Here is a 19,183-nt window from a genome sequence, read left to right as displayed (position 1 = left end):
CCATGGACACCTTCGCTCTCATCCTGACCGTCCTGGTCGCTCTCGGCTTCGCCTACACCAACGGCTTCCACGACTCCGCCAACGCCATCGCGACCTCCGTGTCGACACGGGCGCTCACCCCCCGCGCCGCGCTGGCGATGGCCGCGGCGATGAACCTCCTCGGCGCCTTCCTCGGCAGCGGGGTCGCCAAGACCGTCAGCGAGGGTCTGATCCAGACGCCCACCGGCGGCAAGGGGATGGGCATCCTCTTCTCCGCGCTCCTCGGGGCCATCGTCTGGAACCTGATCACCTGGTACTTCGGCCTGCCCTCGTCCTCCTCGCACGCCCTGTTCGGCGGCATGGTGGGCGCGGCGCTCGCGGGCGGCACGACGGTGTACTGGTCCGGCGTGCTCGACAAGATCGTCACCCCGATGTTCCTGTCGCCGGTGGTCGGCCTGATCGTCGGCTACCTGGTCATGACGGCGATCATGTGGATCTTCCGCCGCACCAACCCCCACAAGGCCAAGCGCGGCTTCCGCATAGCGCAGACCGTGTCGGCGGCCGGCATGGCGCTCGGACACGGCCTCCAGGACGCCCAGAAGACCATGGGTGTCGTGGTGATGGCCCTGGTCATCGGCGGCGTCGAGACCTACGGCGACCCGATCCCGGTATGGGTGAAGCTGATCTCCGCGCTCATGCTGTCACTGGGCACCTACGCGGGCGGCTGGCGCATCATGCGCACCCTGGGCCGCAAGATCATCGAACTGGACCCGCCGCAGGGCTTCGCCGCCGAGACGACCGGCGCGTCGATCATGTTCGCCACGGCGTACCTCTTCAAGGCGCCGATCTCCACGACCCACGTCATCACCTCGGCGATCATGGGTGTGGGCGCGACGAAGCGGGTCAACGCCGTCCGCTGGGGCGTCGCGAAGAACATCGTCCTGGGCTGGTTCATCACCATGCCGGCCGCGGCGATCGTGGCGGCCTGCGCCTTCTGGCTGATCAGGCTGGCGTTCCTGTAGCAGCCCGGCCCGGTGTGGCGACACTGGAACCATGACTAGCAAGGCACTCCTCGAAGGCGGGCCGGAGGACCTCGCGGGCACCCTGGTGCCGGTGGTCCCTCCCGGAAAGGAACTGAAGATCCCGCACCTCGGGGGATACGAGCACTACAAGGTCACCTCGCGCCACGAGGACAGCAAGGAAGGACACGTCACCGTCTACCAGTGGTGGGAGCGCACCGAAGTCGCCGAGTGAGCGGCCGGGCGCACACCCCGGCCGGTGAATCGCGCGGGCCCGCCCCCGGGAGCCGGGGGCGGGCCCTTCTGCGTCCTCACGGTGGCACCGCCATGCAGCACCGCGAGGGTTCTGGGGGGGGACCTGCGCTCTAGCCGAAACGGCCGGAGATGTAGTCCTCGGTCGCCTGCACGGACGGGTTGGAGAAGATCCGCTCGGTCTCGTCGATCTCGATCAGCCGGCCCGGCTTGCCCACGGCCGCCAGGTTGAAGAACGCCGTACGGTCCGAGACGCGCGCCGCCTGCTGCATGTTGTGCGTCACGATGACGATCGTGAAGCGCTCCTTCAGCTCGCCGACCAGGTCCTCGATGGCGAGCGTGGAGATCGGGTCGAGGGCGGAGCAGGGCTCGTCCATGAGCAGCACCTTCGGCTCGACCGCGATGGCGCGGGCGATGCACAGGCGCTGCTGCTGACCGCCGGAGAGGCCCGAGCCGGGCTTGTTCAGGCGGTCCTTGACCTCGTTCCAGAGGTTGGCGCCCTTGAGCGACTTCTCGACGATGTCGTTCAGCTCGCTCTTGCGGTAGCTGCCGTTCAGCCGCAGTCCCGCCGCCACGTTGTCGAAGATCGACATGGTGGGGAACGGGTTCGGGCGCTGGAAGACCATGCCCACCTCGCGGCGCACGGCCACCGGGTCGACCCCGGCGCCGTACAGGTCCTCCTCGTCCAGCAGCACCTTGCCCTCGACCCGGCCGCCCGGGGTGACCTCGTGCATGCGGTTGAGGGTGCGCAGGAACGTCGACTTGCCGCAGCCGGAGGGGCCGATGAACGCCGTCACCGAACGCGGCTCGACCGTCATCGAGATGTCCTCGATCGCCTTGTGGGCGCCGTAGTAGGCGGTGAGTCCGCTGACATCGATTCGCTTGGCCATGACTACTTCACTTCCAAAAGTCCGGGGGTCGCTGACAGGCCCCGCGCGGCAGCAGCCGCAGATCGTTAACGGGGGGCCTTCCAGCGGGCGATGCCGCGGGCCACCAGGTTGAGGATCATCACGAAGGCGATGAGGGTGAGCGACGCCGCCCACGCACGGTCGTACGCCGCGCCGGTGCCCACGCTGTTGGTGTACTGCTGGTAGATGTACAGCGGCAGCGAGGACTGCGCCCCCTCGAAGGGGTTCGTGTTGATGAAGGGGTTGCCGAAGACCAGCAGCAGCACGGGGGCGGTCTCACCGGCGATACGGGCGATGGCCAGCACGACACCGGTCGTGATGCCGCCGATCGACGTCGGCAGGACCACCTTCAGGATCGTGCGCCACTTCGGCACGCCCAGGGCGAGGGACGCCTCACGCAGCTCGTTCGGAACGAGCTTGAGCATCTCCTCCGTGGAGCGGACCACGACCGGCATCATCAGGATGGCCAGCGCCAGCGAACCGGCGAAGCCGAACGGCTGCATCTTGAAGATCAGCATCAGGCTGAGGATGAACAGGCCCGCGACGATCGAGGGGATGCCGGTCATCACGTCGACGAAGAAGGTGATGGCCTTGGAGAGCTTGCCGCTCCCGTACTCCACCAGGTAGATCGCGGTGAGCACACCGACCGGCGCGCCGATCAGGGTGGCGAGGCCGACCTGCTCGAGGCTGCCGATGATGGCGTGGTAGATGCCGCCGCCCGGCTCGGTGTCGGCGACCAGGCCCATCGAGTGGGTGAGGAAGTAGACGTCCAGGACCTTCACACCGCGCTGGACGGTCGTCCAGACCAGGGAGACCAGCGGCACCACGGCGAGCAGGAAGGCGACCCAGACGAGGCTGGTCGCGACCCGGTCCTTGGCCTGGCGGCGGCCCTCGACGCGGGCGGCGATGCCGTAGGTGCCGAGGACGAAGAGGATCGCGGCGATCAGGCCCCACTGGACGCGGCTGTGGAGACCGCCGACCAGGCCGATGACGACCGCGGCGACCAGGGAGCCGAGTGCGATGGCCCACGGGGACCATGTGGGCAGGCTGGCGCCGCGCAGGCTGCTGGAGCGCTTGTCGGCGATGGCTGCGTGGCTCATGCGTTGGCCCCCGAGTAGTCCTTGCGGCGGGCGATGATCAGGCGGGCCGCGCCGTTGACCAGCAGAGTGATGACGAACAGCACCAGACCGGAGGCGATCAGCGCGTCACGGCCGTACTCCGACGCCTCGCTGAACTTGCTGGCGATGTTCTGGGCGAAGGTGCCGCCGCCCGCGTCGAGCAGGCTGGCCCGGATGGTGAAGGTCGGCGACAGCACGGTGGCGACGGCCATCGTCTCGCCGAGCGCGCGGCCGAGCCCGAGCATCGAGGCGGAGATCACACCGGACCGCCCGAAGGGCAGCACCGACATGCGGATGACCTCCCAGCGCGTGGCGCCGAGGGCCAGGGCCGCCTCCTCGTGCATCCGCGGAACCTGACGGAAGACCTCGCGGCTGACGTTGGTGATGATCGGCAGGATCATGATCGCCAGCAGGATGCCGACGGTGAGCATCGAGCGGGCGGGGCCGCCCTCCCAGGAGAAGACGCCGGTCCAGCCGAGGTAGTCGTTGAGCCAGCCGAACAGGCCGTCCATGTGCGGAACGAGGATCAGCGCGCCCCACAGGCCGTACACGATCGACGGTACGGCGGCGAGCAGGTCGATCACATAGGCGATGGGGCCGCTCAGCCGGCGCGGCGCGTAGTGCGTGAGGAAGAGCGCGATGGCGACCGCGACGGGGACCGCGATGGCCATGGCGATGACCGAGGAGACCACCGTGCCGAAGGCCAGCACGGCGATACCGAAGACCGGCGGCTGAAGGCCGGTGTTCCACTCGAAGGTGGTCAGGAAGTTGCCGTGGTCCTTGCCGATCGCGAGGCAGGCACGGTAGGTGAGGAAGACCGCGATCGCGGCCATGACCACGAGCAGCAGGATGCCCGACCCGCGACTGAGGCCGAGGAAGATCCGGTCTCCGGGGCGGGTGGTGGCGCCGCGGCCGGCGCGCTGACGCCCGGCCTCGTCGGTCGGCCGGGGGTGGGGGGACGGTGCGTCGGCGCCCGTCGTATGCGTTGATATGTCCATCGGGATCTCCGGTCTGCGGAGACGTACGCGGAGTACGGCTCCTGGCGGCGGTGCACCGGAAGGTGCGGCCCGGCCCCCCTGCTGGGGGACCGGGCCGCACTCGGATCAGCTCAGGCCGTCGATGGTGGTGCGGACCTTGCTGATGATCGCGTCAGGGATCGGCGCGTAGTCGTTCTCGGTGAGGATCTTCTGGCCGTCCTCGCTGGCGATGTAGTTGAGGAACGCCTTGGTGGCGGGCAGGGTGTCGGGCTTGTTGCCCTTGTCGCAGACGATCTCGTACGTGACCAGGACCATCGGGTAGGCACCCTCGGCCTTGGTCTTGTAGTTCAGGTCGAGCGCCAGGTCCTTGCCGGTGCCGACGACCTTGGCGTCCGCGATGGCCTTGCTGGCGTTCTCGATGGTGGCCTTCACCGGGGCGGAGGCGCCCGTGTCGATGTCGACCGTGGTCATGTCCTTGGCGTACGACAGCTCGAAGTAGCCGATGGCGCCGTTGGTCTGCTTCACCTGCTGGGCCACACCGGAGGACTGCGGAGCAGCCTGGCCGCCCTTGGCCTGCCAGGCCTTGCCGCCCTCGTACTTCCAGTTCTCGGGGCTGGCGGCCTTCAGGTACTTGGTGAAGTTGTCCGTGGTGCCGGACTCGTCCGAGCGGTGGAACGCCTGGATCTTGAGGTTGGGCAGCTTGGCGTCGGGGTTCAGCTTCTTGATCGCCGCGTCGTCCCAGTTCTTGATCTTGCTGTCGAAGATCTTCGCCAGGGTCGGGGCGTCGAGGACCAGGCTGTCCACACCCGGGACGTTGTAGCCGACCGCGATCGGGCCGCCGACCATCGGCAGGTCGATGCCCTGACCGCCGTCGGTGCAGACCTTCTGGGAGGCGGTGACCTCTTCGGGCTTCAGCGCCGAGTCGGAACCGGCGAAGGCCACCTGGCCCTGGGTGAACGCCGTGACGCCGGCACCGGAGCCGCCGCCCTTGTAGTTGATCTGCACGCCGCAGGCCTGGCTGAACTGCTTCACCCAGGCGTCGATCGCGTTCTTCTGCGCCGAGGAGCCGTCGGCGAGCAGCTGGCCCTTGGCGTCGTCGCACTTGATGGAGCTGTTGGAGGCCGCGGTGCTGCTGTCGCCGCCGGCGTTGTTCTTGCTGCCGGTGTCGTCGGAGCCGCACGCCGTGAGGGCCAGGGCGCCGGAGACGGCGAGTGCGCCGAGAGCGAGTGCCCGCCGGGTCTTGCGCTGAAGCTTCACTTGAGGGAGTTCCTTCCAGGAGCCGCCGTCCTGTGGCGGCGTGCGAGGGTGTGGCCGACACCGGATGCGCCGACCTGCGCATCAGCACCGGGTAAGCCCGAAATTAGGCAGAACAGGTGAAGCGGCCGATGGCCGGAAGTGAACGAGGGGTGAACCCCTGCCGACAGTGCGGTGAGGTCACGGAATGCTTACGGCTGGGCCACGGGCGGGACATGGCCGGCTGCTGAGGCACGTCGAACCCCGGCAGGTCCGCCGAGTCCCCACCCGAGAGACTGCACCGCGCCGGCGGCCCGCGCGACCGAGGCGGCCCGCGCTCGCGTGTCGCTGACGCCCGGACGGCCGTACTGTGGCAGTTCTGCGGCGTGGTTCCCCGGGAACCCTCCGGGCCGCCTCGTCGCCTCGGTCGGCAGGAACGACAGGAGGTGCGGGCATGGAACGGCGGACTTTCCTGGGGGGCGGCGCGGCGGCGATGGTGGCGGTCGCGACGACCGCGTGCAGCGGCGACAGAGGCGTGACGGCCCGGGCGACGACGGCCCGGACGAACGCCACGGGCATGGCGGCGGCGTCCGGCACCGCCTCCCCGAGCCCGAGAGCCACCGGTACCCCGTCCGCCACCGGCTGGGCCGCGCTCGCCCGCTCCCTGGAGGGCACCCTGGTCCGCCCCGGCGACGCCTCCTGGCCGACCGCCCGGCAGCTCTACAACACCCGCTTCGACAGCCTCACGCCCGCCGCGGTCGCCTACGTGGCCCAGGCCGAGGACATCCGGACCGTCCTGTCCTACGCCCACGCCCACCACGTCCGCGTCGCCCTCCGCAACGGCGGCCACTCCTACGGCGGCTGGTCCTCCGGCGACGGCCGGCTGATCATCGACGTCTCGAAGCTCAGCCAGGTCCGGACGAGCGGCTCCTCGGCGGTGATCGGCGCCGGCGCCAAGCTGATCGACGTCTACCGCACGCTCACCGCGAAGGGCGTGACGATACCCGGCGGCTCCTGCCCGACCGTGGGCATCTCCGGCCTGGTCCTGGGCGGCGGCCACGGAGTCGTCGCCCGCGCCTACGGCCTGACCTGCGACAGCCTCACCGGGGCCACCCTCATCACCGCGGACGGCAGGCAGCTGACGGCCGACGCCACCCAGAACAAGGACCTGTTCTGGGCGCTGCGCGGCGCGGGCAACGGCAACTTCGGCGTCGTCACCGAACTGCGGTTCAGGACCCACCCCGCGCCCCAGGCCGTGTCGGCGTACCTGACCTGGCCGTGGGCGAGGGCGGCGGCGGTGGTGAAGGCCTGGCAGGAGTGGGGGCCCGACCAGCCGGACGAGATCTGGTCCTCGCTGCACCTGGAGAGCGCGGCGGGCGGCACACCCACCGTGTCCGTGGCCGCCTTCTCCCTGGGCACCTACGGCGCCCTGCAGAACGCGGTCGACCGCCTGGCCGCGGGAGTCGGCGCCTCGGCGTCGACCGTGTCGCTCCGGCGCCACTCCTACTGGCAGGCCATGGACGCCTACGCCGGCTGCTCGTCCTTCCCCGTGGAGGCCCAGTGCCATCTGCCGGGCACGACGCCCGGCCGCTCCCCGGAGGGCAGGCTCGGCCGCGAGACCTACGCGGCCCGCTCGGACTTCTTCGACCGCTCCCTGCCCTCGGCCGGCATCCAGACGCTGGTGGCCCAGCTGCGCTCGGTGCGGGGCGGCGCGGGCAGCATCGCGTTCACCGCGCTCGGCGGGGCGGTCAACCGGGTCTCCCCGACGGCGACGGCCTTCGTCCACCGCCGCTCACGCATGCTGGCCCAGTACGTCGCCTCCTGGCGCCCGGGCACCACCGGCTCGGCGGCCCAGTCCTGGCTGACGTCGGCGCACGACGTCATGCGGCCCTACGCCTCCGGCGCGGCGTACCAGAACTACAGCGACCCCACGCTCAAGAACTGGCGCACCGCCTACTACGGCGACGCGCTGCCCCGCCTGACCAAACTGAAGCAGCAGTACGACCCGGACCACTTCTTCACCTACCCCCAGGGCCTGTAAGCCCCCGACGCGGGAAAACCCGGCGTAACGGCCGGGGAGACCTGTCGTGGCCGGGGAAGCAGGCGTGGCCAGCGAAGCCCCACACGGCCGGGGGACCCGGCCCGGGCAGGGAAGCCCCGCGGGGCCGGGGCGACCGGCACGGCCAGCCAAGCCCGGCGCGGCCGGCAAAGCCCCGCGCGGCCGGGGCCGGCTACGCGGCCAGGTCTCGTTCCTCTGTCGGTGTCCGGTCCTCGGTGGGGCGGTCGGTGGGCAGGGCGTCGTGGTCCGCGGCGGCACGACGCGCACGCACCAGCCGGCCGCCCCACGCGGATCGCTCGACCGCCTTGAGCAGCGGCGTGAGCAGAGCCATGGCCGGCGGGGAGAGCAGCAACGCGACCGCCGTCCCCAGCGCGAACCCGCCGACCACGTCCGTCGGGTAGTGCACGCCCATGTACACCCGGCAGAACCCCTCGAGCAGCGCCAGCCCGATCCCCACCAGACCGAAACGCCGGTCGACGACGAACAGCGCGACCGCCATCGCCATGGTGATCGTCGCGTGATCGCTCACGAACGAGTAGTCGGCCTTCCCCGGCAGCAGGACGTCCAGCCCCTGATGGTCGACGAAGGGCCGGGGCCGCCCCACGAAGCCCCTTATCGGCACGTTCACCAGCACCGCGAGACCGGCCGCCAGCGGCACCCACACCAGCGCGGCGACCGCGGACGCCGCCCCCTCGCCGCCCCGGCGCCGCACGGACCACCAGCACCACACCACGAGCAGCACCATGGCGAGCAGCAGCCCGTACTCACCCACGTACTCCATGACCCGGTCGAACCAGCGCGGCGCGTCCCCGGCCAGGCCGTTGATGTCGTAGAGCAGGTCGACGTCGGGGTTCGACCCGGATTCGGCGAGTCCAGCCATCCTGCTGAGGCCCCTTCGTCGTGTCGTCGCGCGCGCACCCGGCGTGCGCCGCCCCTGCCCACCCCCGTGGTCGTAGATCCGCTTCCGTCGCATGCGCGCAGGGCACACGCGTCACCGAACACCCACTTGGCTACGTCAACACCAACGCACGACCCCGATGGATGCGTTCCGCACTCCACCGAATGATCACTCAGACGTTATCGAAGAGATACTCGTCGCCGCAGCTCAGGGGCTTGGCTCACCGTCCGTTCACACCGTGGAGGGCATCGCTTTCGCGCCATCCTCGGTGACCCTGGTGGCCCCGAAGTAGTCGGGTGTGTCGATGGGGTCGAAGCGGATCACGGCACCCGGCCTCGGCGCGTCGATCATGTACCCGCCACCGACGTAGATGCCGACGTGCCGGATGGCCCGCGAGTTGGTCAGGTCGTCGGAGAAGAACACCAGATCGCCCGGCAGCAGTTCGTCCCGCTCGGGGTGGGGCCCCACGTTGTACTGGTCGTTGGCGACCCGCGGCAGCATGACCCCCACGCTCTCGTAGGCGGCCTTGGTCAGTCCCGAGCAGTCGAACCGTCCGCCCTGCTCGGCGGTGCCGTTCCCGCCCCACAGATAGCGCGAGCCGAGCTTGCCCTGCGCGAAGGAGATGGCCGCGGCGGCCTGTTCGGAGGGATCGACGCGGGTGACGGGGGCGGCGAAGCTCTTCTCCAAGGTCGTGATCGTCTTCACGTAGTTCCGGGTCTCCGCGTACGGCGGCACGCCACCGTACTTGATCACCGCGTAGGCCCCGGCGTTGTAGGCCGCGAGCATGTTGTGCGTGACGTCGCCCGGCACGTCCTTGACGTACGACGCGAGTTCGCAGTCGTAGGACGCGGCCGACGGAATCGCGTCATTCGGGTTCCAGACGTCCGCCTTGCCGTCACCGTCGCCGTCGATGCCGTGCGTGGCCCAGGTGCCCGGGATGAACTGCGCTATCCCCTGCGCCTCGGCGGCGCTCCTGGCGTTCGGGTCGAACCCGCTCTCCTGGTACAACTGGGCCGCCAGCAACGCCGGGTTGATCGCGGGGCACAGGTTCCCCCACTTCTGCACGAGGGACTGGTACGCGGCCGGCACGGCGCCCTTGGCGAGCCCCACGGTCCCGCCGCCCACCCCGCCCGCGATGTTCCCCGCGACGACGTACACGCCGATGACGAGCAGGGTGACGAAGCTGAGCCCGGAAGCGACGGCGGCACCCGCCACGATCCATGCCTTACGCACCGTCAACCGCCCCTCGCCTCACGGGAGTCCGCCGTCGACAGTGTAGAGGCGCCCACCGCGCTTTTGAGGTGATCACACACGGGCGCAGCGCAGCACGACGGCCGGCCGCCATGCGACCCCGCCGGAAGCACGGTACGGGTCAGGGGGGACGGTACGGATCAGCGAGCGGCGGACGCGTCCTTGTAGAGCTCCGCCGCGGTGGCCCCGAGGACCACGCTGTACGACGTGTCCGGCGTGGAACCGCCCTGCTCGTGGCCGCCGAGCACGCCGACGACCTCCTGGTCGCCGTCGACCCACGGGCTGCCGCTGGTGCCGCCGGTGAACCGGGGGCAGTCGATGCGCTGCTGGGTGCCGCTGTGGGCCTGCGGCTTGTTGGTGCAGCTGACGGGCACCTCGCGGGAGTCCGGGTAGCCGGTGACGGTGACCGCGGTCGCCCCGGTCGGCGTCCCGGTGACGAGGCGGTTGGCCCCGACGACGTCCTCGACGCCCCTGCCCTTCTGCGGGGCGATCACGGCGAAGCCCAGGTCGCTGTCCTCGTCCTGACGCGCGGACCAGTCCTCGGACAGGAAGCGCCGCCCGACCGTCCACACGCCGTAGGGCGCCCGGCCGTCGCGGTACCCCGGCACGAACACCATGGCGAAGTCCCCGCTCAGGCAGTGGGCGGCGGTGACGATGAGGTTCCGGTGGGAGCTGTGCACCACCGAGGCCGTGCAGAAGTGGTTGCCCGTGAGGTCGCCGGCCTTGTCCGCACTGAACAGCGCCCCGACCCGGACGCTCTGCGGGGTGTTCGACGTGACGGCGGTCACCCCGAGCGGGGCGGTCGTCCCGAGCCGACCGGGCGCCCCGAGCCGGGCCGGCCCGTCGTGCGCGGCCGCGGCGGAGGCCGAGGTCGCGACCAGCAGCACCAGCACGGCGAACAGCGCCCGCGCACCGACCCGGCGACGCCCGGGACGTGCGTGGTCAGCGGGGTTCTCGATACCTGAGGTGCGCTTCATCAGGCTCCACTGTGACGGAAGGGGGTGAAAAACAGACCCCGACTTCCCTGAGATTTTCCTGTGAAACGCCCGTTCATCGTATGACCGCCGTCACATCGCCCCTCCGGGTGCGCCCCGCCCGGCGCCGAAGCCGCCGCACCCGGGAGCGCGCTGCCGGGAGCGCGGTGCCGCCACGGCAAAGCGTGAGACCATCGCCACGGGCGACCCCTCACCCGACTGGTCGTCAGAAGCCTTGCCGGCACCGAAGAAAACGTCAACGACGGAACCACAGCACGGGTTGCGGTCGAACTTCATTGCCCGGCGTGACCTGCCGTGATACACAGAGTGACCATACGTACGAAACCCACCAGGCAATGCCGCCAAGTCGACATACGGCGGCATCATTGTCGGCGACAATGGGCCTGACCTCTGCACAAGGGCAGGGGACGCGGAACTACCCAACAGGGGCGGTGACTTACATGCTCTTTGCGGCCGACAAGGGAGACATCAACACCATCATCGGCGGGATCGCTCCGAACTGGGGCCCCTTCGGCAGCCTGGGCAACGAGGCGAAGGTGATGATCGAGGTGGTGATGGCCGTGGCCATCCTGCTCTGCCTCGGCATCGCCGTCTGGGGCGCCGCCAAGCAGCGCATCGGCGCCACGGCCCTGCGCGACACATTCAGCGCCGAACAGGGCAAGGGCCTGATCATCGCCGGTCTGACGGGCGTCTTCATCATCGGCTCGCTCGGCACGCTCTTCACCATCGTGTACGGCATGGCCGTGTAACCGGCGCACACCCGCGCATGCCGCGCACGGTGCTCCGTGCGCACCGCCGGTCGGACCCTCCGGGCGCGCCCGGTGCCCCCGCTGCCCCTACCCACCCACCGTGCCCACCGGCTGAGGTTGCGTTTCCCTGATGTCGAGTCACCACACCGCGTCCACGCGGGAACCAGCACGGCTACCGTCGTACTTCCACGCATTTCGGTACGAGGTCGAGGGGGCGTACGGGGCATGAGTCGATCGGACGGGCACGGGTACGGCGATTCCGCGCGCGCCGACGACGCGTCCTACGAGGGCGGGCAGACCCGCACCCGGCTCCCGGACCGGTCCGGCGACCCCTACGGAGGCGCGCGGCGCGGCGGCCGCTCGTCCTCGCGCAGCCTGATCACGGTGGTCGCGGTGGTCGTCCTCCTCATCGCCGCGATCGCCTTCGCGAACCGCTCGGGGGGCCGCTCCCCCGACACCGGCAACCACGCCGACAAACCGAAGGCGGCGGCGACCGCGGCGACCGGCAAGCAGCCGGTGCACACGAAGACGGGCGGAATCCCGTCGGGCTTCGCCCACGACGAACAGGGCGCACAGAGCGCGGCCGCGAACTACGCCGTGGCCCTCGGCTCGACCGGCATGTTCAAGAAGGACACCCGGCACGCCCTCTTGGACCTCCTCTACACGCCCGACGCGGCGGCCAGGCTCCAAGGACCCATGGACCAGGCCTACTCGGCGGCGTTCCTCGACAGGATGGGCCTGGACGCGGACGGCAACCCACCCGCCGGCAGCACGTTCGTCTCCCGTGTGGTGCCGGTGGGCACCACCGTGAAGCGGTACGGCGACAGCGGCGCCGAGATCGCGGTCTGGTACCTGGGACTCATCGGCATGTCCGCGGAGAGCTCCACCGACCCCGTCACCTCGTCCTGGAAGACGTGGACGTTCGAGCTCCAGTGGTCGAGAGGCGACTGGAAGATCGTCTCCGACTCGCAGCAGGACGGCCCCGCCCCAGTCCCCGGTGACGACAAGGCCGCCACCTCCGACGAGATCCGCAAGGCCATCGAAGAGTACGGAGGGTTCACGTATGCCCGGTAGCAAGCAGCGCCTCCTCCGGCTCAGCGGAGCCGTGGCAGCCGTGCAGACGTCGGTCGTGCTGCTGGCCGCCCGTGCCGTCGCCGCGCCCTCACCCAGCCCGACACCGACGCCGAGCGACAACAACTGCGACCTCATCGTCGGCCGGGCCAAGCAGTACTGCGAGCGCGGCAACAGCCACAGCGGCGGCAACTCCCGGGCACCCGACCCCACTTCCAGCCTCGACCCCCTCTCCTCGCTCGCCAAGGGCTGTGCCGACGCCGCCTCCTGGACGGTCACCAAGCTCAGCCACGCCGTGCAGGAGACCGCCAACGTCGACTTCACCAACCAGAAGTTCCTCCAGCAGTACGCGGTCGTCTTCGCCGCGTCGACCGTGCTCACGCTGCTGCTCTGGCTGCTGGCCGTGGCCAAGCGGGCCGTGCGCGGCGTGCCGCTGGCCACCGCCATCTCCGAGGCGGTCGGCTTCCTGTGGCTGACCGTGCTCGCCTCCGCCTTCACCCCGCTGATCCTCTACACGGTCGTCTCGGCCACCGACGGCGTCTCCGACGTCCTCGCCAAGGCGACCGGCGACCAGGCAGGCACCTTCTTCGGCACGTTCTCCACCGCGCTCGGCAAGGGCGAGAACATCGGCGGCGGACCGATCATGCTGATCGTCGTCTCCCTGGTCTCCATCCTCGCCGCCGGCGTGCTCTGGCTGGAGCTCGTCATCCGCGCCGCCCTGCTCTACGTCGGCGCCCTGCTCGGCACCGTCGTCTACGCCGGACTGGTCGACAAGAACCTGTGGGGGCACGTGCGCCGCTGGGCCGGAATCATGATCGCGGTGATCCTGGTGAAACCGGTCATCGTGATCGTGCTCGGACTCGCCGGGGCGCTCTCCTCGGGCGACAACGGACCCGGCGCCTTCTCCGCGGTCGTCTCCGGCCTCGCGATCATCCTGCTGGCCATCTTCGCCAGCGCCATGATCTACCGGTTCGTCCCGGGCTTCGGCGACGAGATCGCGGCCGGCCGCAACAACCGCATCATGCGGGGCGCCGAGGGCAAGGCCGCCGCGGTCATCAGCTCCCCGGCATCCCTGGTCGCACAGGGCATCAAGACCCACAGCACCCGGGCCGACAGCAACGGCGGTGGCGGCGGCCAGTCGTCCACCCCGCGCCCGGCCAACCCGGCCTCCGGCGGCGTCGCCGCGCACGGCGCGCGCGTCCCGGACGGTGGCGGCGGATCCGTCTCCGCCGCACCCGCTCCCCGCGCACCCAGCCCGGTGAACACCCCGCACGCCCGAAGCACCCGCAACAGCAGCTCCAACCGCACGGGAGGTGAAGGGCGTTGACGACCGATTCCCACGTGTCCCACACGGTCACGCCCCGCCGTACATATCTGATCGGCCGCGCCCGGCCGAACGCGATCGTCGGCCGCAACCGCGAGACCGGCGAGATCGCCCTGATCATTGCGGGCGCGTTCCTCGGCATGGTGTGCGGACTCGTCGTCGACGTCCTGATGCTGCGCATCGTGCTGCTCACCGGCCTCCCGCTGCTTGCCCTGGCCGCGGTCTACGTGCCCTACCGGCAGCGCACGTTCTACAAGTGGTTCGAGATCAACCGCAGTTACAAGCGCACCGTCAAGCGCGGCGCCGGCTACCGCTCGGCCGTGATGGAGGCCGGCACGGGCCTGGACGGCCGGGAGGTCGAGATCGGGCCGCCGCCCGGCATCGGCCGGATCACCTGGCTCGCCGCGCCGTTCGGGCCGGACGAGATCGCCGTACTGCTGCACGCCGACCGCAAGACGGTCACCGCCGCCATCGAGATCGAGGGCCCCGGTGTCGGCCTGCGCGACTCCGAGGACCAGGAGGCCCTCGTCGACCGCTTCGGCACCCTGCTCAAGCACGTGGCCAACGGCGACGGCTTCGTCACCCGCCTCCAGATGCTCGCCCGCACCCTGCCCGCCGACCCCGACGCCCACGCCAAGGACGTCAGCGTACGCGGCGACGAGCGGGCGCCGCAGTGGCTCCAGGGGTCCTACGACCAACTGCAGTCCATGGTGTCCACCAGCAGCGAGCAGCACCGCGCCTACCTCGTCGCCTGCATGCACTACACCCGCGAACTCGCCGCCGAGGCCCACGCCATGGCACGGGCCGCCCGGCCCCAGGCGGGCCGCAAGGTGGACCGGGACGCAGGACTCGCCGTCGTCATGGCCCGCGAGCTGACCGACATCTGCTCCCGGCTCCAGGAAGCGGACATCCGCGTACGGCAGCCGCTCGGTCAGGGGCGGCTGGCCTCGCTGATCCACTCCATGTACGACCCGGACCACCCGATCGACCACATCCAGGCGATGACCAGGCGCAACGCCTGGCCGGCCGAGCTGGACGCCATGGAGCCGACGTACCTCCAGGCCAAGACCCGCGAGTCGGCGACCCGCGAGCCCTGGTGCCACGCCACCGCCTGGGTCAAGGAGTGGCCGATGACCCCGGTCGGCGTGAACTTCCTCGCGCCCCTCCTCGTCCACACCCCGGACGTCATCCGCACCGTCGCCGTGACGATGGACCTCGAACCCACCGAGGTCGCCATCGAGCGCATGCTGACCGAGAAGACCAACGACGTCGCCGAGGCCAGCCGCGCCGCGAAGATGAACCGCACCGTGGACCCGCGCGACGTGGCCGCCCACAGCCGCCTCGACCAGCGCGGCGAGGACCTCGCCAGCGGCGCGGCCGGCGTCAACCTGGTCGGCTGGATCACCGTGTCCTCCCGCTCCCCCGAGTCCCTGGCCCGCGACAAACGGACGATCAGGGCCTCGGCCGGCAAGTCCTATCTGAAACTCGAGTGGTGCGACCGCGAGCACCACCGCGCCTTCGTGAACACGCTCCCGTTCGCCACCGGAATCCGACGGTAGGGGCTGATGCTCTGATGCGGGACCCGCTGACCGCGCTCACGGACGCCTTCACGTCCTTCCTGTTCGGGAAGGTGGAGACGACCCGGCTGCCGGTGAGAACGTCCACGGGCCAGGCCCAGGCGGTCTACCTGCCCACCGCCGCGCCCGGCCTCGGCGACTCGGGCGTCATCATCGGCCGGGAGGTGTACTCCGGGAAGGGCTACATCTACGACCCCTTCCAGCTGTACGGCCAGCAGCTCCCCGCCCCGCACTGGCTGGTCCTCGGCGAGTCCGGCAACGGCAAGTCGGCACTGGAGAAGACCTACGTCCTGCGCCAGCTCCGCTTCCGCGACCGCCAGGTCGTCGTCCTGGACGCCCAGGGCGAGGACGGGGTCGGCGAGTGGAACCTCATCGCGGAGGAGCTGGGCATAACGCCGATCCGGCTGGACCCGATGGCGGCCCTGGACCACGGCATCCGGCTCAACCCCCTGGACCCGTCGATCACGACCACGGGTCAGCTGGCACTGCTGCGGACCATCATCGAGGTCGCGATGGGGCACGGCCTGGACGAGCGCTCCGGCTTCGCGCTGAAGGTCGCCCACGCCTACGTCAACGAGACGATCGTGCAACGCCAGCCGGTGCTGTCGGACATCGTCGACCAACTGCGGCATCCCGAGCCGGAGTCGGCCGAGGCGATGAACGTCGCCGTGGACGACGTACGGGCCTGGGGCCTGGACGTGGCGCTGGTCCTGGACCGCCTGGTCGACGGTGACCTGCGCGGCATGTTCGACGGCCCCACCACGGTCGGCATCGACCTGGACGCGCCCCTGATCGTCTTCGACCTGTCCCACATCGACCGCAACTCCATCGCCATGCCGATCCTGATGGCGATCGTCGGCGTGTGGCTGGAGCACACCTGGATCCGCCCCGACCGCAAGAAGCGCATCTTCCTGGTCGAGGAGGCCTGGCACATCATCAACAGCCCGTTCGTGGCCCAGCTGTTCCAACGGCTGCTGAAGTTCGGCCGCCGGCTGGGTCTGTCGTTCGTGGCCGTCGTCCACCACCTGTCCGACGTGGTGGACGGGGCGGCGGCCAAGGAGGCCGCCGCGATCCTGAAGATGGCCTCCACGAGGACGATCTACGCCCAGAAGGCGGACGAGGCGAGGGCGACGGGACGGGTGCTCGGACTGCCCAGGTGGGCGGTCGAGATCATCCCGACCCTGACGCCCGGTATCGCGGTCTGGGACGTCAACGGCAATGTCCAGGTGGTCAAACACCTGGTCACCGAGACCGAACGGCCACTGGTGTTCACCGACCGCGCCATGACGGAGTCCTCCAGCAACCGCGCCGCCGACAACGCCCTGCGCGCCGCCGAACGGGAGGCGGAGGAGCGGGCGGCGGCCTTCATGGGACAGCACCTCGCCGACCTGGACGACTCCTCCGAGTCGACGGTGGCCTAGGGGGAACGCGCACGTGAGACCGGACGACCGCGACCACGGACAGGGCGGCCAGGCCCGGCGGGACGGCCAGGGCGGCGTTCCGGACGGCCTGCTGGTCGGCGTCCTGGCCTTCCTGCTCGGCATGACCCTGATGGTGTGGACGGCCACGGGGATCGCCGGCCTGTTCTCCCACGGCTCCTGGCCCTCCGGGGTCGCCTTCACCCGTACGCCGCTGGCGATGCGTCACCTCATCACCGACCCGCACGACATTCCCGGCGCCTGGCCGGACGTTCCGCCGGAGCGGCTGTCGGGGTACGGACTGTTCTGGGGCCTGTTCATCGGCCAGCTGATGGTGCTGCTCGTGCTGACCGTGTTCGTGCTGGGCACGGTCGCCCGGTGGAGGGCCGGGAGACTGCGCAGGCGGGCGGAGAGAGCGGCGGCCCGACAGCGGGCGGCGGCGCCGGAACCCCAGGAGGTGCCCGTGCCGGCCCCCCAGGAGGTCCCCACCCAGCGGACGGCACCGGAGCCCGACCGGCCGCTCGTGGCCGCCCAGCCGCCCGCACAAGCCCCACAGGAGGCCCAGCAGGAGACGCCACAGCCCGCCCACAGGGCGGGACCCGAGGCGCCCCTCGCGGCCGGCAGCCCTGGCGCACCTCACGGGCCTGGCGGGCCTGGCGGGCCTGGCGGGCCTGGCGGGCCTGGCGGGCCGTTCGGCGAGCGGGAAAGGGTCCTGATCGCGCCGCGCGAAGACCGGCAGGCGGCCGCGGCCCAGGCGATCCGGGACGCGGCGGGCCCGGCCCTCGTCATCACCTCGAACCCGGCCCTGTGGCAGGACACGAAGGACTCCCGGGCCAAACTGGGCCCGGTCCTTCTCTACGACCCCGCCCACCTCTGCGACACCCCGGCCCGCCTCCACTGGTCCCCCACGGCGGGCTGCGAGGACAAGGCGACGGCGGCCGCCAGAGCCGCCGCCCTGCTCGCCCCGGTCCGCCCCACCGCCAAGGTCGACCAGGCGATCGGCGACACCGCGGAAACCCTTCTGCGCAGCTTCCTGCACGCCGCCGCCATAGACGGCCGCGCCGTCCGGCACGTCCACCGCTGGGCGCAGGGCACCCAGGTCCAGGAGGCCGTGCGGATCCTCCGCACGCACCCCAAATCCGCCGCCGGATCCGCCGGCGAGCTCGAGGCCTCGCTCACCTCGTATCCCGAACGGCGCGACATCGCTCAGGAGTTGACCGGCCGCGCGCTGTCCTCACTGTTCACGGTGAACATCCGCGAGGCCTGCACTCCACACCGAACTGATGCCGTCGCCTTGGATTCCTTCGTGAACGAAGGGGGCACGCTTTATGTGGTCGGCGAATCCCTCGAGGATCCCCGCACCAACCCGGGTGCGATGCCCCTCCTGACGGCACTCGCCTCAAGCGTGGTCGAGCGCGGCCGGCGCATGGCCGAACGGTCATCCTCCGGTCGCCTCGACCCACCACTCACGCTCGTCCTGGACGACGTGGCCGCCGTCGCGCCGCTTCCCCAACTCCCGGAGCTGCTGGAGACCGGAGCCGGCCAGGGGCTGCCCACGCTGGCCCTGCTCCGCTCCCGCGAGCAGGCCCGTGCCCGCTGGCCGCACCACGAACTCCCGGCGTGACCAGGACTCTCAGGGCCGTTCGAGGACGTACTCCAGCTCGGACTCCGCCGAGCCGGCCGTCAGCGGCACGGTGACCCCGCTCGGCAGGAAGCCGATCCTGCGGTAGAAGCGCTGGGCCCGCCCGTTGTCCTCGTGCACGAGCAGCCGCACCCGCTCCACGCCGGTGTCCCAGGCCCATCGCAGGGCCTCGTCGAACAGCACCTCGGTCAGTCCGCACCCGCGGTGCTCGGGCCGCACGTAGACACCAACGACATGTCCCTGCCGCCGCTCGACCGGGAGCCCGGCCCAGTCCGTCGTGCCGGCCTCCTCCACGAGCACGGTCACGCTTCCGACCCACTCGCCGTCCGGCCCCTCCACGATGAACTGCCTGACACCGCTCGACCTTTCGGCGCCGCGGGCCGTCCGCTCCTGCCAGAACGAGTCCGGCCGGGCCGCGGCGTCGTCGTACGTCTCCAGAAAGGCCAGATGGGCCACCGGGTCCTGGAGCGCGACCAGCCGCAGCGCCTTCGCGGCGGGCCACTCGTCGGTACGTACCGCTCGGACGACGTACTGCTCAGTGCTGCTGAGGCTGCTCATGGGCTCACGGTAATGCACCAAAACAAAAGGGCCCACACCTTTTCGGTGTGGGCCCTTTTATCACAATTTGTTCGGCGGCGTCCTACTCTCCCACAGGGTCCCCCCTGCAGTACCATCGGCGCTGTGAGGCTTAGCTTCCGGGTTCGGAATGTAAC

The 19,183-nt window shown here is 70.6% G+C and carries 17 protein-coding genes and 1 rRNA gene; 9 read left to right on the top strand and 9 right to left on the bottom strand.

All coding sequences use genetic code 11. The features are described 5' to 3' along the window. Positions 1-2 precede the first annotated feature (2 nt). Together ACIHCX_RS30860 and ACIHCX_RS30855 are read left to right on the top strand one after the other, a co-directional pair. Positions 3-1,001: an anion permease gene (locus ACIHCX_RS30860; RefSeq protein WP_400035268.1), complete on the top strand. Its 999-nt coding sequence runs from the start codon at positions 3-5 to the stop codon at positions 999-1,001. Between the two features lie 31 nt (positions 1,002-1,032). Next, entirely contained in the window at positions 1,033-1,233 is a 201-nt protein-coding gene (locus ACIHCX_RS30855; protein ID WP_400035266.1) for a DUF5988 family protein, read from the top strand. 130 nt (positions 1,234-1,363) lie between these two features. Here the strand turns inward: ACIHCX_RS30855 and pstB are convergent, their stop codons facing one another. The 4 genes from pstB to pstS form a co-directional block, all read right to left on the bottom strand. Beyond that, positions 1,364-2,140, bottom strand: coding sequence for a phosphate ABC transporter ATP-binding protein PstB (pstB, locus tag ACIHCX_RS30850; protein ID WP_400035264.1), 777 nt, complete (start codon positions 2,138-2,140; stop codon positions 1,364-1,366). A 65-nt stretch (positions 2,141-2,205) separates the two neighbouring features. Continuing rightward, a complete protein-coding gene (gene pstA / locus ACIHCX_RS30845; RefSeq protein ID WP_400035262.1) occupies positions 2,206-3,258 on the bottom strand; it encodes a phosphate ABC transporter permease PstA in 1,053 nt (350 codons plus the stop codon). Then, positions 3,255-4,274 carry a phosphate ABC transporter permease subunit PstC gene (pstC, locus tag ACIHCX_RS30840; RefSeq protein ID WP_400035260.1) on the bottom strand — a complete coding sequence of 340 codons (1,020 nt, stop codon included), beginning with the start codon at positions 4,272-4,274 and terminating at the stop codon, positions 3,255-3,257. Before pstC ends, pstA begins: the two co-directional genes overlap by 4 nt. Positions 4,275-4,379: 105 nt before the next feature. Then, positions 4,380-5,510, bottom strand: coding sequence for a phosphate ABC transporter substrate-binding protein PstS (pstS, locus tag ACIHCX_RS30835; RefSeq protein WP_400035258.1), 1,131 nt, complete (start codon positions 5,508-5,510; stop codon positions 4,380-4,382). A 430-nt stretch (positions 5,511-5,940) separates the two neighbouring features. Between pstS and ACIHCX_RS30830 the strand changes: the two genes are divergently transcribed. Then, positions 5,941-7,527, top strand: a complete 1,587-nt coding sequence (locus ACIHCX_RS30830; protein ID WP_400035256.1) for an FAD-binding oxidoreductase — start codon at positions 5,941-5,943, stop codon at positions 7,525-7,527. 190 nt (positions 7,528-7,717) lie between these two features. Here ACIHCX_RS30830 and ACIHCX_RS30825 read toward each other — a convergent pair whose 3' ends face one another. From ACIHCX_RS30825 to ACIHCX_RS30815, 3 genes are all read right to left on the bottom strand, one after another. Next, the gene (locus tag ACIHCX_RS30825) at positions 7,718-8,425 is read right to left on the bottom strand and encodes a phosphatase PAP2 family protein (RefSeq protein ID WP_400035254.1); all 708 of its coding nucleotides are present in this window, start codon (positions 8,423-8,425) and stop codon (positions 7,718-7,720) included. A gap of 249 nt (positions 8,426-8,674) precedes the next feature. Beyond that, positions 8,675-9,682 (bottom strand): NlpC/P60 family protein, encoded by a 1,008-nt coding sequence (locus tag ACIHCX_RS30820; protein WP_400035252.1) that lies wholly within the window; start codon positions 9,680-9,682, stop codon positions 8,675-8,677. Positions 9,683-9,834: 152 nt separating this feature from the next. Further along, the gene (locus ACIHCX_RS30815) at positions 9,835-10,671 is read right to left on the bottom strand and encodes a trypsin-like serine peptidase (RefSeq protein WP_400035250.1); all 837 of its coding nucleotides are present in this window, start codon (positions 10,669-10,671) and stop codon (positions 9,835-9,837) included. A 458-nt stretch (positions 10,672-11,129) separates the two neighbouring features. Between ACIHCX_RS30815 and ACIHCX_RS30810 the strand changes: the two genes are divergently transcribed. From ACIHCX_RS30810 to ACIHCX_RS30785, 6 genes are all read left to right on the top strand, one after another. Further along, positions 11,130-11,438: a hypothetical protein gene (locus ACIHCX_RS30810; protein WP_009189392.1), complete on the top strand. Its 309-nt coding sequence runs from the start codon at positions 11,130-11,132 to the stop codon at positions 11,436-11,438. 225 nt (positions 11,439-11,663) lie between these two features. After that, positions 11,664-12,512 carry a hypothetical protein gene (locus tag ACIHCX_RS30805; RefSeq protein ID WP_400035248.1) on the top strand — a complete coding sequence of 283 codons (849 nt, stop codon included), beginning with the start codon at positions 11,664-11,666 and terminating at the stop codon, positions 12,510-12,512. Beyond that, complete coding sequence (locus ACIHCX_RS30800) at positions 12,502-13,836, top strand: hypothetical protein (RefSeq protein ID WP_400035246.1); 1,335 nt, start codon at positions 12,502-12,504, stop codon at positions 13,834-13,836. The genes ACIHCX_RS30805 and ACIHCX_RS30800 overlap by 11 nt, the downstream gene beginning before the upstream one ends. Then, positions 13,833-15,392 carry an SCO6880 family protein gene (locus ACIHCX_RS30795; protein ID WP_400035244.1) on the top strand — a complete coding sequence of 520 codons (1,560 nt, stop codon included), beginning with the start codon at positions 13,833-13,835 and terminating at the stop codon, positions 15,390-15,392. The genes ACIHCX_RS30800 and ACIHCX_RS30795 overlap by 4 nt, the downstream gene beginning before the upstream one ends. 14 nt (positions 15,393-15,406) lie before the next feature. Beyond that, positions 15,407-16,831, top strand: a complete 1,425-nt coding sequence (locus ACIHCX_RS30790; RefSeq protein ID WP_400035242.1) for an ATP-binding protein — start codon at positions 15,407-15,409, stop codon at positions 16,829-16,831. Positions 16,832-16,844: 13 nt separating this feature from the next. Continuing rightward, positions 16,845-18,452, top strand: coding sequence for a type IV secretory system conjugative DNA transfer family protein (locus tag ACIHCX_RS30785; RefSeq protein WP_400035240.1), 1,608 nt, complete (start codon positions 16,845-16,847; stop codon positions 18,450-18,452). Positions 18,453-18,461: 9 nt separating this feature from the next. On the opposite strand, the gene ACIHCX_RS30780 is transcribed toward ACIHCX_RS30785, so the two are convergent. Further along, entirely contained in the window at positions 18,462-19,028 is a 567-nt protein-coding gene (locus ACIHCX_RS30780; RefSeq protein WP_400035238.1) for a GNAT family N-acetyltransferase, read from the bottom strand. Between the two features lie 69 nt (positions 19,029-19,097). Beyond that, a 5S ribosomal RNA gene (rrf, locus tag ACIHCX_RS30775) occupies positions 19,098-19,183 on the bottom strand; the annotation flags it as partial.

The organism is Streptomyces sp. NPDC052043, from assembly GCF_044548235.1.
GTDB lineage: Bacteria > Actinomycetota > Actinomycetes > Streptomycetales > Streptomycetaceae > Streptomyces.
Note: the sequence above shows the minus strand (reverse complement) of the source record. Positions and strands in the feature narration are given on the sequence as shown.

Coding starts and splice junctions, on each gene's coding strand:
- ACIHCX_RS30810 (WP_009189392.1), top strand. CDS start 11,130: ATGCTCTTTGCGGCCGACAAGGGAGACATCAACACCATCATCGGCGGG.
- pstA (WP_400035262.1), bottom strand. CDS start 3,258: ATGAGCCACGCAGCCATCGCCGACAAGCGCTCCAGCAGCCTGCGCGGC.
- ACIHCX_RS30830 (WP_400035256.1), top strand. CDS start 5,941: ATGGAACGGCGGACTTTCCTGGGGGGCGGCGCGGCGGCGATGGTGGCG.
- ACIHCX_RS30815 (WP_400035250.1), bottom strand. CDS start 10,671: ATGAAGCGCACCTCAGGTATCGAGAACCCCGCTGACCACGCACGTCCC.
- ACIHCX_RS30825 (WP_400035254.1), bottom strand. CDS start 8,425: ATGGCTGGACTCGCCGAATCCGGGTCGAACCCCGACGTCGACCTGCTC.
- pstC (WP_400035260.1), bottom strand. CDS start 4,274: ATGGACATATCAACGCATACGACGGGCGCCGACGCACCGTCCCCCCAC.
- ACIHCX_RS30780 (WP_400035238.1), bottom strand. CDS start 19,028: ATGAGCAGCCTCAGCAGCACTGAGCAGTACGTCGTCCGAGCGGTACGT.
- ACIHCX_RS30860 (WP_400035268.1), top strand. CDS start 3: ATGGACACCTTCGCTCTCATCCTGACCGTCCTGGTCGCTCTCGGCTTC.
- ACIHCX_RS30805 (WP_400035248.1), top strand. CDS start 11,664: ATGAGTCGATCGGACGGGCACGGGTACGGCGATTCCGCGCGCGCCGAC.
- pstB (WP_400035264.1), bottom strand. CDS start 2,140: ATGGCCAAGCGAATCGATGTCAGCGGACTCACCGCCTACTACGGCGCC.
- ACIHCX_RS30790 (WP_400035242.1), top strand. CDS start 15,407: ATGCGGGACCCGCTGACCGCGCTCACGGACGCCTTCACGTCCTTCCTG.
- ACIHCX_RS30855 (WP_400035266.1), top strand. CDS start 1,033: ATGACTAGCAAGGCACTCCTCGAAGGCGGGCCGGAGGACCTCGCGGGC.
- ACIHCX_RS30800 (WP_400035246.1), top strand. CDS start 12,502: ATGCCCGGTAGCAAGCAGCGCCTCCTCCGGCTCAGCGGAGCCGTGGCA.